Annotated in this window: 12 protein-coding genes; 6 read left to right on the top strand and 6 right to left on the bottom strand. The window is 36.8% G+C overall.

Annotated features, from left to right (window positions below):
- Window positions 1-6 precede the first annotated feature (6 nt).
- The 3 genes from HMPREF3270_RS11965 (at window position 7) to HMPREF3270_RS11975 (ending at window position 1990) form a co-directional block, all read left to right on the top strand.
- Window positions 7-1311, top strand: a complete 1305-nt coding sequence (locus HMPREF3270_RS11965; protein ID WP_070849086.1) for an LLM class flavin-dependent oxidoreductase — start codon at window positions 7-9, stop codon at window positions 1309-1311.
- A 115-nt stretch (window positions 1312-1426) separates the two neighbouring features.
- Window positions 1427-1759 carry a hypothetical protein gene (locus HMPREF3270_RS11970; RefSeq protein WP_002480120.1) on the top strand — a complete coding sequence of 111 codons (333 nt, stop codon included), beginning with the start codon at window positions 1427-1429 and terminating at the stop codon, window positions 1757-1759.
- Between the two features lie 45 nt (window positions 1760-1804).
- Window positions 1805-1990 carry a helix-turn-helix transcriptional regulator gene (locus HMPREF3270_RS11975; protein WP_002480121.1) on the top strand — a complete coding sequence of 62 codons (186 nt, stop codon included), beginning with the start codon at window positions 1805-1807 and terminating at the stop codon, window positions 1988-1990.
- Window positions 1991-2041: 51 nt separating this feature from the next.
- On the opposite strand, the gene HMPREF3270_RS11980 is transcribed toward HMPREF3270_RS11975, so the two are convergent.
- The 3 genes from HMPREF3270_RS11980 to HMPREF3270_RS11990 form a co-directional block, all read right to left on the bottom strand.
- Window positions 2042-3658 (bottom strand): poly(glycerol-phosphate) alpha-glucosyltransferase, encoded by a 1617-nt coding sequence (locus tag HMPREF3270_RS11980; protein WP_070849089.1) that lies wholly within the window; start codon window positions 3656-3658, stop codon window positions 2042-2044.
- Between the two features lie 70 nt (window positions 3659-3728).
- A complete protein-coding gene (locus HMPREF3270_RS11985; RefSeq protein ID WP_070849092.1) occupies window positions 3729-6461 on the bottom strand; it encodes a fibrinogen-binding adhesin SdrG C-terminal domain-containing protein in 2733 nt (910 codons plus the stop codon).
- A gap of 299 nt (window positions 6462-6760) precedes the next feature.
- Window positions 6761-8812 (bottom strand): Mur ligase family protein, encoded by a 2052-nt coding sequence (locus HMPREF3270_RS11990; RefSeq protein ID WP_070849095.1) that lies wholly within the window; start codon window positions 8810-8812, stop codon window positions 6761-6763.
- Window positions 8813-8903: 91 nt separating this feature from the next.
- On the opposite strand from HMPREF3270_RS11990, the gene HMPREF3270_RS11995 reads away from it, so the two are divergent.
- Window positions 8904-9089 (top strand): hypothetical protein, encoded by a 186-nt coding sequence (locus HMPREF3270_RS11995; protein ID WP_002480125.1) that lies wholly within the window; start codon window positions 8904-8906, stop codon window positions 9087-9089.
- Between the two features lie 255 nt (window positions 9090-9344).
- Window positions 9345-9758, top strand: coding sequence for a hypothetical protein (locus HMPREF3270_RS12000; RefSeq protein ID WP_002480126.1), 414 nt, complete (start codon window positions 9345-9347; stop codon window positions 9756-9758).
- A 115-nt stretch (window positions 9759-9873) separates the two neighbouring features.
- Here HMPREF3270_RS12000 and HMPREF3270_RS12005 read toward each other — a convergent pair whose 3' ends face one another.
- The 3 genes from HMPREF3270_RS12005 to HMPREF3270_RS12015 form a co-directional block, all read right to left on the bottom strand.
- Window positions 9874-10950 (bottom strand): YkvI family membrane protein, encoded by a 1077-nt coding sequence (locus HMPREF3270_RS12005; RefSeq protein WP_070849098.1) that lies wholly within the window; start codon window positions 10948-10950, stop codon window positions 9874-9876.
- A gap of 200 nt (window positions 10951-11150) precedes the next feature.
- Window positions 11151-11639 carry a DUF4064 domain-containing protein gene (locus HMPREF3270_RS12010; protein ID WP_070849101.1) on the bottom strand — a complete coding sequence of 163 codons (489 nt, stop codon included), beginning with the start codon at window positions 11637-11639 and terminating at the stop codon, window positions 11151-11153.
- 186 nt (window positions 11640-11825) lie between these two features.
- Window positions 11826-12905, bottom strand: a complete 1080-nt coding sequence (locus HMPREF3270_RS12015) for an aldo/keto reductase (protein WP_070849104.1) — start codon at window positions 12903-12905, stop codon at window positions 11826-11828.
- A 191-nt stretch (window positions 12906-13096) separates the two neighbouring features.
- On the opposite strand from HMPREF3270_RS12015, the gene HMPREF3270_RS14070 reads away from it, so the two are divergent.
- Entirely contained in the window at window positions 13097-13246 is a 150-nt protein-coding gene (locus HMPREF3270_RS14070) for a hypothetical protein (protein WP_002480129.1), read from the top strand.
- Window positions 13247-13305 lie beyond the last annotated feature (59 nt).

Raw genomic sequence — 13305 nt, forward strand, 5'->3', positions numbered from 1 at the left:
AATAACATGCCTACGCAGAAAGAAAAACAACTGCACATCGGCGTTTTATTATATGGATGCGGCCATCATCAAGCCGCATGGCTGATGCCTGATTCAAGTGTCGAACGTATCGGCACCATCGAGTATTATCAAGATTTAGCTCAAATCGCAGAACGCGGTTATTTTGACGCGGTGTTTTTCGCGGATAACCAATCCTTCCCCGCAAATAATGACACCACGATGCCTGCGTTCTGGTTTGACCCTATTGTCAACTTAACTGCGATTTCGCAGGTCACAAAACATGTCGGGTTAGTCTCAACGATTTCCAGCACATTTTCTAACCCTTATACGGCTGCACGTCAGCTATTAAGTTTGGACCATATCACTGGCGGTCGTGTCGGTTGGAATTTAGTCACATCTATGACGGATATTGAAGCACAAAATCACAGTATGGAAGGTCTGCCTGATCATACAGCACGATACCAAAAAGCAGATGAATTTGCGGAAGTCATGAATCATCTCTTCGAGTCATGGCAAACCAATGATTTCAAACACGATCGTAAACACAGTCAACTGATTGATTCAAAAGCAATAGAACCTTTCAATCATCAAGGAGAACACTTCCAAGTTCGCGGCCCTTTATCTACACCCGCAAGTCCACAAGGTAAACCCGTCGCAATGCAGGCTGGCGCATCTAAACAAGGCGTGGCACTCGCAGTTAAATATGCAGATGCAGTTTACTCTGTTTCTTGGAATATCAAACAAGCAAAACAGTTCAGACAACGCTTAGATGATGAAATCAAACGTACCGGTCAGACTGACCGCAACCTCAAAGTCTTCCCAGGTCTGGTGACTTATGTCGCAGAAACCCATGAAGCAGCTTTAGAGAAAAAAGCGGCGCTTGATAATCAACTACCGATTGAAACAGCGCTAAATCAACTCAGTTTCTTTGTCCAACAAGATTGTCATAGTTGGGATTTAGATGACAAAGTCCCAGACTTACCTCCTGTCTCTGAATTTACTGGGCCTGTAGGTCGTTATGAAACAGTCCTTGAAATTATCAGAGATACAGACCCTACTGTACGAGAGTTATTGGGATATTTAAATGCAGGTGGTGGTCATTTAATATTGATTGGAACACCTGAAGAAATTGTGGATGAAATGGAACATTGGTTCAAAGAAGGTGTGGCAGATGGTTTCAACTTAATGCCTCCTACCTTGCCGGATAGCTTAGATGATTTTGTAAATTTGATTGTTCCAGAATTACAAAAACGCGGACTTTACCGAAAAAACTATACAGGACACAAATTTAAAGAACATTTAAGAATTTAAAACAGGGCCATTCGGCTCTGTTTTTTTATACGAAATGTAAAACATACTTGACATTATTTAAGCGCAGCAGTATTCTAAAAGTGTCAAATAAACTTTACATTTCAGGAGGGACATCATGATATTACTAAAAATTATCATCCCTATTGTAACCTTAGTTGCTTTCGCATTTGCTTGGAGAGGCTTCTTAAAAAATTATATGCCTTCAGAAGCAGTAGATGTTCAAACCGAGTCTCATTATGACGAACGTCAAACTAAAATTATTTTAGAAGTACTCGCAAAGACTTTTATCATTACCATTCTTCTCATCACATTTGCCTTTCTAAATCGTACGCTTGGTTTAGTCAGTGCACATAGTTTTATCTCGAAATATCCTGAAGCTGTCTTTTTAGTTATTATAATGGGAAGTTTAGTTTATAATTATGTAATCGTTAAACGAAAGTATTCATAATAGACATAGAGTGATGAGAAAATACACCTACAAAGGGTGAGAGTTATGAAAAACAAAATAAAATTGTATCGCAAACAAAATGGGATGTCTCAAGAAGCACTAAGTAAAAGTGTCAATGTTTCGAGACAAACGATTAATGCGATTGAAAATAATAAGTATGATCCTTCTTTGAGCTTAGCTTTTAAAATCGCTAAACAGTTTAAAGTTACAGTGGATGAATTATTTTCATAATAAAACAGGCCATGAACAAAATTACGAGTTCATGGCCTGTTTAATATGTCATTATTTAAAGACTTTTTGGTATTGGACGTAACCAGAAATATAGTGTTCGATATCATCAATGCGGACACGATAACCATGGTGTTTGATAAAGAACGAACCAAGAATACGTTGTGGGTTTTTAAAGTACATCGCAAGTTCTGGATAGAAGTATCCTGTACGTTGATAATCTGCACGTTTATGAATCGTTGTCATTAAGTCATCTACGTTAATCAATCGATCTACGATTTCCCCAAAACCTTTTTCTCTGGCTTTACGTATAATATGATACGTTGCCATCAACATCTCCATGAATGTTGGGAAAGTTGTAATACGATTCTTAATGTAGTCTAAATAACTAGAAACATTTCTAATTCCAAATTCTATATATTTCGCTTCAGGCGCAATTTGGATTAATTCATTCGTACAATAACCTAACCAATGATCATGGTTCTTCCAGTAACTTTGTGAAATGAATCGTTCAAACATATGACGTACTGTTTCTAACCATTTTTCATTCTGATCAACTTGATAAAGTCGTAATAATCCTAACGCAGCTTCACCATCATAATAAATCACACGGAACTTTTCTTTAACTTCTAGACTAGGATATTGTAAGACATGTACAGTTTCAGCTGTTTCACTGTCAATCATTGAAACCATACCTTCTGCCACTTGTTGTGCAGCTTCTAAATACTTCTGGTTACCTGGTTTTATTTTTAGATACTCACAAATCGCAAAAACAAATGCCGCATTTTGACCTAGTTTAATTTCATTAATATTTTTGGTGTCATCAAATATATGTGCGACTTCTCCTTGCTTGTATAAGTAATTGTCGATTAGGTAATCAATCGCTTTTTCAGCAATAGTGATATCTTTGTTTAAGTAATGTAATCCTTCCATTAGCGCATAAGTTGAAGAAGCATGTCTCAAATTATTATAGAAACTGATTTTCTTATCGAAGTGTGGAAAATAACCATAGATAAATTGACCGCTTGGTTGTAACTCATTCGCAAGATAATCTGTCGAAGTTTCCAACATTTTATCAATTTCTTGTGACAAATCTTCAACATGACGTAATCCTTTTTCACGGCCCTCTGCGGCTAGTTCATAAACCTCATGATTTTCAATAAAGTAACCCTTTGTATAAAACTTTTTAATCGGCTTACCCATATAATCTTGATGTCTATAGAATTGTTTATGTTTTGTATATTTCTTCAAATAGTTATTGATATTATCCTCAGATAAGAAGAAAGACTTTTTATCTTTAGTCGGTCTGACAAAGGCATTAATATTAATTTCTTCTGCCATGAAAGTTAAATTCCAATTCTTATCACAAGCAATTCCGTAATCAATATAGTTTCGACGTGTCTCTTCTAAATCTCTTTTAACATCTTCAAAGACAACTTCTTTCGTACGATAAACAAAATCAATTTTAACCCACTTAGGATACTTACCAGCTTTCTTTTTAAACTGTTCATATTGTTTCGTAATATCTCTTTTAAGATTACGTGACTGCTTAATCAATTTTACAGAAGCTTTCATATTGGGATTACCTAAACTAACAAACACATAATCTTTACCTAATAGCTGTTGATCTGCTTTTTGTAAAATTTGTTCAATCTCGTTGTTAATTGTCATGTCCAAACCCCTTCTCATTCAGTATGTATAAATGGGCCGGAACAAAGTCCAGCCCACTATTTAAATAGAATTATTGTTCTTTATTTTTCTTACGGCGTCCGAATAATAATGCAGAACCTAGTGCTGCGAATAAGCCACCGAATAATGTAGCTTCTTTATTATTATTCTCTTCACCTGTGTCAGGTAATTCTTTATCGCCATGACCTTCAGCTTGTGCTGGTTGTTCACCATTTGAACCTTGTGTAGTACCTTGTTCTGGAGTGCCAGGGTGTCCTGGTTCATTTGGTTCAACAGGGTAATCTGAATCTGCGTCTGCATCTGCGTCGGCGTCGGCATCGGCGTCTGAATCTGCGTCGGCATCAGCATCGGCGTCTGCATCAGCATCGGCATCAGCATCGGCGTCGGCATCGGCATCTGCATCTGCGTCAGCATCGGCATCTGCATCTGCGTCTACGTCGACATCGGCGTCGGCATCGGCATCAGCATCAGCGTCTGCGTCGGCATCGGCATCGGCGTCTGCATCAGCATCGGCATCAGCGTCTGCGTCGGCATCGGCATCTGCGTCGGCATCAGCGTCGGCGTCTGCGTCGGCATCAGCATCCGCGTCTGCGTCGGCATCGGCATCGGCGTCGGCATCAGCGTCGGCATCAGCGTCTGCATCTGCGTCTGCGTCTGCATCTGCATCTGCGTCGGCATCTGCGTCTGTATCGTCACCGTCTGCTTCACCAGAACCACTATTGTAAACGTTGTAGTTATCCCATGTGTAGTAAGTATGACCTTGGCCATCATTTGTCGCATCTGAAATCATTTCTGATCTTGTTTTGATTTGTTCACGTGAACCGTCTTGAGCCACGCTATCTAAAACAATAATATAGCGACTTCCGTTTGAAGTTAAGTCTTGGAAATCTAGTGATAGAACTTCTCCACCATTTTCATCTACTGAATATTGTGGGTTGAAGTTGTAAATCGCATCTGGATTATTTGTAACGTCTACCAAGTTCGGATTGTTTTCATCTACATAGAAACTTGGGTTCAGTTGTTCACCATTTCTCACTTCGTAAATCTTGAAGTTTGTCACATCTGGATTTAATTGTGCTGAACTTTGAGCTGGTGTGCCGTCAGCTGTATCTGGCCAATAATTGTATAAGTTCACTGTCGCATTATACGATTGTTTACCTTGTGGGTTTACATATACAATTTGTCTATATTCACCAGTGTTTCTATCAGTTGTAGTGATAAAGCTATCTACGTTTGATGGGTATGGTGAATCTGAAGTTCTGTAATTGATATCAATATCAGTACTGTATGTTTCACCAGCTACATTTGTTTGTACTGGGTATGTGCCGTCTGTTGGTGCAGCTTGTCTATCCGCATATAATGGGATTTCAAAATGACCTGTTACATTATCGTGATTATTAACATAATCAGAGAATGTGTATGTTAGTGAGTTTGAATCAGGATTAAATGCGCCTGTTGCAACTACTTCAGTACCATTCATCAAGTCAGGAATTTTAGAACTGCTTGGTGTACTGTTTCCGTAGTAGTTCAAGTACTCTGGGAATTGAACATTGAAGTAGTCTCCAGCTTGAACACTGTCAGCAATTGCTAAATCAGCTGACATATATGTTGATTCACTATCGTTCGCTTGAATTGAGTTTGGACCGATTTGAATATTTGAAGCTGTTACGTCTCCATCAACATTGTTGCCAGTCGGTGCTGCTTGCGCTAGTGCAAATGTTTGTGCAGCTCCTTCTTGTGTAGGTTGTTCAGTTGAACGTGTTGCAGTTGTATTTGTTGGTGCTGCAAGTACTTCAGAACTATCTTTTTGATTTGAGTAATCTTGTACTGATTTATTCAAATCTGCTGGATCAACTGTATTTGAAGTGTCACCTACTGTTGCTGCTGTAGTAGCGTTTGCATCAGATAATTGCGCTGCATTTGGATCATATGCTGGTTGTTCAACATCTGATACTGGTGCTTGTGCAGTTGTTTGTGCATCTTGTTGTGGTTCAACAGATTGCGCTTGCTGTGTTGTTGTTTCATTAGCTGGTGCTGTTGCATTTTGTGCAGCTGTATCACCAGTTGTTGTTGTTTCATTTGTGCCTGTTGTTGGAGCTTCAACTGGCGCAACAGGTGTTGAAGCATTCAATGCATTTTCCTGTGTTGGTTGAGCATCTTGAGTTGATTGTGATTCTTGTTGTGCTGATGTATTTGTTGTTGATGTTTGCTTATCAACTGTTTGGTCAGTATTTGATTCAGTTGTTTTCGGCTCAGTTGTAGTTGTGTTTGCTGTATTTGTATTTGTTGTTGTTTGAGCATCAGTTTTTGGTGCTTGTTCTTTAGCTGTTGTATTTTGTTCAGTCGCAGTTGTATCTGCAGTTGTTTCATTTGTTGGTGTTTTTGTTTCTGTAGTTGCTGGTGCATCTGCTTTTGGTGCAGTTGTTTCTGTCGACTGTTGGGTAGAATCAGTTGATGCTTGTTCCCCTGCTACAGTTTGCTCTGCTTTCGCATCAGTTGTATTTGTTGCTGATGTATCTTGAGCTGGTGTTTGATCTTGTGTAGCTGTTGTTTCATTTGTCGTTGTGCTTTGTGTTTTTGTTTCAGTTGTCGGAGTTTGTTCTTGTGGTGTTGACTCTGTAGTTGTAGTGACGTTCGTTGTCTCACCGCTTGTAGTATTTTCTGCGGCTTGTGCGTCATTCGCATTCGCAAATAATGTTGCCCCTACAATAACTGAGGCAGCCCCTACAGTGATTTTACGAATTGAATAACGATTGCGTTTGTTGAAAAAGTCTTGATTATTCAAGAAATCCCTCCTACTTATTTTTGTAAGGCCTTACCCTATTATGTTACACAAGTGAACAATAAATAAACAATTTTGCATTAATTTGACAATGTTTTTATTTTTCAGACACATTTTGTCCAAGTTTGATTAATCCCATGCAATTGGTTAGATTTATATTTATATAGAACTCATCTTTATTTATAAATTACCTACCGATTATTTTAAAACTAATATAGTTTTATCATAAATCACATTTTAATTCAAAATCCATTTTGGGAATAAAATAAAAAGTCTAAGGCTAACCCCAGACAAAATTAACCTCAGACTTTTCTTGATAAATATGATTTTGCTTCATCTTCACTTTCAAATCCTGTGAAAATAATAACTTGCTTACCTTCTTTTAAAATGCCATGACGACCGTATTCACCAATGACTATTCCACCTTTATCATTCTCAAATAATTGGTTTTGTCCATATTTTAATAAGGCGAGTAAGTCATCTACACTGAACGTTTGACGCTCTTTCATTCTGAAACGCCCTGTTAAGTTAATCGCTACAGAATCAGACATTTTTAATTGTTTAACCAATTCTTGCACATGTTTTTTTCTTGCTTGATGCGTTGGATACAGTTCGTGTGCTAATTGATAGACTAACGATGGATGTGGTGCGTCAGTCATGGCTTCTACTAGATCATCCCACGAAAGCTGCATACCTTCATAGTAAGTGTCATCGTTTGTGGGCCATTGTTTGAGAGTAACCGTATAATTTTGAACTTCTCGTTGTTTTGCATCTAGGTAGTAAATAATCGGTGTCAAACCTTCTATTGTGGCTGAACCATAACGATTAGATTGCGTTTCAATCTGATCAGTTTCTAAATTATAAATAAGATATGCGCGCCCTTGGCTAGCAGCCGCTTCAAAATGCTTCTCTTCGTCCCCGCTTCTCTCATAATGCAGCAAAGCATTTTGAAGCTGACTTGCGACTTTGGGAAACTCTGTTTGAGTTACAGAAGACTTCATCAACACTAAAGCATCTTGATTAATCAAATAACATAAATCTTTCAACATTAAATCTTTATTGTGATACCACGTAATATGTTTACCTTTAACTTTATTCACTACTTTACGCAATGGTTGATCCATACATAAAATATAATCCGCTTCAGACTGTTCTAAGGCAGGCACTAATTCAGCATGCACGCGGTCAGTCTGCTCACCTAAATCACTGATTTGACCTAACGCAATAATTTTATGTCCTTTAAAGAATGGCGCTTGTGAATTAAACGCATCAATCTCATTCAACATTGCAGGCAAAGAAGCATTATGCGTATCATCAAGTACCGTAGCTTCTTCATGCAGACTTTTCACAGGTCTGAATTCTAAGACCTTCTTGAAAAGTTGAGTTTGCGCTAACTGTTTCAACTGTTGTTTTACATCAACTTTCAAATGTTTCAACGTTAATAATACTGCCAAAGCATTCTCAACCATGCCCTTACTGACAGAAGGCACTTCAAATTGATAACCATCATTCGTTGTCACTTCTACTGCTTTTTTCACAGGTTTGATTTGTGTCGTATAAATGTCTGCTGAATTATCTTCAGTACTATAACGATATACATGTTTAGTATGAGTTGATGCAGCTTGTTTCAGCTCATTTTGATGGAGTGTGTCACCATTATAAATCGCGATACCGTCTTGATTTAATCCCGCAAAAATCCTTGATTTGAAAGCTACAATTTCTTCCGTTGAACCAATAGTGGATAGATGTGCAGAGCCGATTCCTGTGACAATCGCAATTTGTGGTTTCAATACTTCAGCCATATTTCCACGATTATTCAATGCATTTAAAGACGTTTCGAAAACCGCAATATCTGGATTAGACGCTAATTTACACATATGCAAATAAATGGCACTACGTGTATTACTGTTCCCTCTATTTTGTTGGACTTTATAAGGTTGTAATGCCGCACTTAACATTAAGCGTGTTGAGCTTTTACCCATGGAGCCTGTCAACGCAATGACTGGATTATGATAATGTTTTCGAATATGTAAGGCTAATATTTTCATAGCTTTAATCGCATTTCTCACTACAATTTGCGGAATTTGATGTGCTAAATCTTCTACATAGGTTTCAGTAATAATCAAACCAATCTTTGAAACATCTTTTGGGATTTGCGCATTACCATCTTTCATCACTTTTGATTTCTTTAAATATTGTTTCCATGATGCTTCACTGATAGAGATGAATGCGGTTGATTCTGACTTAACATGCAGCATTTGATATTCAAAATCATCAATAGGATTTTGTTCCTTTCCTTGTGCATCAAGTAGTTCTGTATCTAAGATTTGTGCAATCGTTTCTAATGTATACATGATGACCTCCAAAAAGTAATAGTTTTGCATTGCTTCAACCTTATGGTTTATTGTATAGATAATCTTAACAATTTACAGGAGGCTTTCAGCAATGACCACAGAGAAAGATAAAAGTCTAGATGAGATTAATCAGGAAATAGAAGAAGAATTGAGAAACTATGATCCTGATAAAGAGGAAAAACCAAAGAGAAGTGTACTCTTTACCAAACCCAGACTCATCGTTCTATTAGTTGTTTTAGGACTTGCGCTGTACAGATTACTTCACTTCTTTTTCTAATTATCGGTAGGTGTAAATAATTAACGTTACTATATCATATTCAAAGCCAATGTGTGTCGTGCAACTGGAAGTCTGTGTATGTATTCCTTACTTCCAGCGTTGCCACATGTTTAATAGGTTGCCAATTTTTTAAGTCATATGTCACCTAATAAACATTCATATTACTGACGTTATTCTCACTTTAACTTTTCTAAATCTACTAAAAGTATGATACGCTCAATAAAACTTACCTCTTAATAAAGGATGGCGTCATTTATGAAAGTACTGTACCACGCAATGTCCATTTTAATTTTATCTGTCTTTTTATTCGGCTTATTCAGCCTGACTGATTTATTTTATACCCATCATCTCGCAAGTTTATTATTAAATGTGGATTTCGTGCCAGGCTTTTTTGATGTGAGCTTTGGGCTTAAATTCATCTTACATATTGTCTTTACCACAATGATATATGTCGTCTTTCAAGCCATCCGGGACTCTTACGTCTATCCAGCAGGTATTCTAATTATTATCGTATTATTCGCCGTTATCTATCCTTCACTTATTACTTGGTCTATTAACCCAATCTACCAATTTCACTGGATTGATTATATTGTTTGGATGATAGGTCACACTATCTTCATCTTCTTAGTCGTTTTCATTCTGCGCTTTGAGAAAAATTTATGGTATTAGAATTGATCAGCAACTGCTTTTTAAACTTATAAATCATAAATCTTTTATTATTCAAATAAAAAGTGACAGGGTGCGCTGTAAACATTGCGTCCTTTCATTTTTTATATTTATTTTATTATAATAGTTTCTTCTTCGAATATTTATTCGCAATCCATCTAACAAATAATGATATCGTAATAAATAAACCAATATAACCAAACAGAGGGAAAACTAAGTTTACTAAATCTGCGAAACCTACGAAACTCAAAATAAATGCGAGTACTAATGAAATCGTAAGCAAAATTACATATTTATAAGATTCAGGGTTAGTAAAACGCGTCAAGAATGGATACAACATCCCGATACAACTATTAAAAATTACTCCGAACATGACCGCTGACATTAAGTATGCGACAAATGGGTGAATGTCGTTTGCGAGTACAAGTGTCGGTATATCTACTGTGTTGGCTTTGCCTAGATTAGAAAGTAAGCCACCCACCATAATTAATAATAAAATACTAAAAGTTATTCCGCCGAAGTATGCACCTCGGCGAGCTACTTTATGGTTCATCGCATCGTTACCAACAATTGTGAGGAAGCTAAAGCTGTTTCCAACAATTAATCCACCATAAGTAATCGCATCCCACCACCAATAATGGCTTGTAGTTTTAGAAGGAACGGTGTACTGGTCTACTTCTGAAAAGTGAACAGCAGGGTTAAGAATATTAGTACCTGCGATAATCAGTACCGCAATGACCAAGAAAGGTGTCACAGCCCCTAACACTGCTAAAATCTTACCAAAATTTAATTGCAGTACAATAAACAGTAAAATCACAATTGCTAGTGAACCAATCCAACTTGGCACATTAAAGCCTTGTTTCAATGCCGAACCTCCACCCGCAATCATAATAACCGTCATACCAAATAAGAAGAAGATAATTAAATAATCAATAATAGTGCCTAACACTTTGCCAAATAAATTATGCAGTGAGATATCGTAACTATCCGCCTCAAGTCGATAACCCATCTTCGCGACTTGTCGTGTCCCAAAAGCGACAATCACACCTGTGATAATCACTGCGATATATGCTATATTTCCATGATTAACAAAGAATTGTAAAAGTTCTTGCCCAGTGGTAAAACCCGCCCCGACAATAAAACTTAAATAAGCAAGAGCAATCGCATAAGATGCCTTGTTGACTCTGTTAAACATTAAGTATTCCCCTTTCGCTAATCTAAATTTGCATAACACTTCAATATTGTAACATAATCAAAAATTTCATTATGGTAAAGTGCAAAAGTTAAAAATACTAAATGAATAAAAATAAGAAAAGGTTACTTTTTTATTTAGATGCTAGTTAAAGCGCAAAAAATAAGCCGCCTCTATATGAGACGGCTTAAGTATTGATTGAATTAGTATTTATAAGGATCTTCTTCTCTTGTACGTTCATGCGTACGTTCTTGTGCGAATTCATTCGCTTTATCATAGTTATAGTAACCATCTTCAGTTAATGAAGTTGCTTTAGGTTTTCTGCTGAATAACATGATAGATGCGATAATCCAAAGAATGGCTGAAATCCAGTTACATAGTAATGCCACGATACCAGCAATTAATAGTAAAATTGCAGCTGCTTTCGCTTTCTTACTGATGAAGATACCACCAACAATGGCTAAAATTACCGAAATGACGTTACCCACTAAAACGAAAGTACCGAGGACTTGCATTCCTGAAGCTACTTGTGAGATTTCTTCATATGTTAAGCTGGCATCACTTTGCTGCATACCTGCTACAAAGTCATCACTTTGCATTAATGGAACCATTAAAGCCACAAATAATACGATTAACGCACCGATTCCGACACCAATCCATGTTAAGACATGTTCACCTGTTCGTTTGATCATATAAAACCCTCCCCCTATCTCTTTAGTATTGTTAAAAATTTTATAAGCTTACAATTATCATTAGTATACTAATACATCAGTTATACGTCCATAGTCTACTTAAAATCTTCAACATCTTTTACATTTTTAATAAATATAAATGTTTGTTTCTTAAAATTCTTTTTTAAATAGCTGTAGTTCACTGATTTAAAGTAACGTATCGCTATGATTCATTAAGCGGTTATATTCTTCTAAGTAGACTTTTTCAGCTTCAGAACCACGTGCTGCTGAATTCATCGCACGATGCCAGAGTGGATAAATCGGTTGTGGCTGTGTTAAATCTGTAATCATTTGATGTTCTTCTTTTGTTAGTTTCAGATTGTAAGATGCAATATTCTCTTTTAGTTGTGCTTGATTACGTGCTGCCAGCACAATTGAATCTACATTCGGACGTTCTCTCAACCAAGCTAAAATCACTTGTGGCACGGTCGCATTGTGTGCGTGCGCAATTTCTTGTACAAGTTCAATTAAACGATAGAATAGCTCATGGTCTTTCACATAAGGTTCAGCCCAACCGTCACCTTGACGTGTATTAGGTTCGCCTTTTTTATCTCGTGTAATTTTACCTGTAAGCAATCCTTCACCTAAAGGCGACCAGATACTGTTGCCGACACCTAATTCTGTACCTGCCGGTAATAATTCATATTCCGCTTCTCTTGACTCAGGTGTGTAATAGATTTGTTGCGCAATCGGCGGCGCCATATTATTTTCTACTGCCAGTGTATAAGTCTTGGCTAAATTCCAACCACTGTAGTTAGACACACCCCAATAGCGAATTTTACCTTTACGAATTAAATCATTCATCGTTTGAATTGTTTCTTCTACTGGCACTTGTCCATCCCATGTATGAACGTAATATAAATCAACATAATCTGTACCTAAACGTTTTAAAGAATGGTCAATTGAACGTTCTATATTCAAGCGTGATGCACCGACATTATTTGCGATATCATTATATGGGAATCCTGTCTTCGTGCTGATGACCATTTCATCTCTATGATGTCTGATTGCTTTTCCTAACGCAATTTCTGCGTCACCTTTCGCATAAAGGTTTGCTGTATCAAATTGGTTAATACCTTGCTCTAAAGCATAGTCTATAAAGTATGCCGCTTCTTTCTCTGTTACACCACCCGCATTTTCAAAACCATTCGTTGCGGAGAATGGAACAGAACCTAACGCATATTTCGAAACGACTAATCCTGAATTACCAAGTGTTGTATAATCCATAATCTGTCTCCTCCTTTAATACTTAATAATGTAATTCCCTTTAAAGAAGATTTTTAAATGCTATAAGCTTAAAATCTATAATAAAATTAGGCAGTGTACGATAATTAAAAAAGAATTACGCTTAATATGTTTCACGTTCTATACGTGGGGTAACACATAACTGTACTTAATTTTTAAGGAGGAATTTGATTATGAACTTTGATGATATTAAGAAAAAAGGTCAAGATCACTTAAACGAACATAAAGATGAGTATATTGAAAAAGGTAAAGAATTCGCTAAAGATCAATTAGGCGGAGATAAAAAAGATAACAAAGACGACAAAAAAGAAGATAAGAAATAATAAGTCTAAAAATTATTAGTATAAGTTGAAATAGGAATGCTTTGAAAACGCATTCCTAT

Origin of the sequence: Staphylococcus sp. HMSC65H10, assembly GCF_001839185.1 — a bacterium.
Lineage (GTDB): Bacteria > Bacillota > Bacilli > Staphylococcales > Staphylococcaceae > Staphylococcus > Staphylococcus simulans.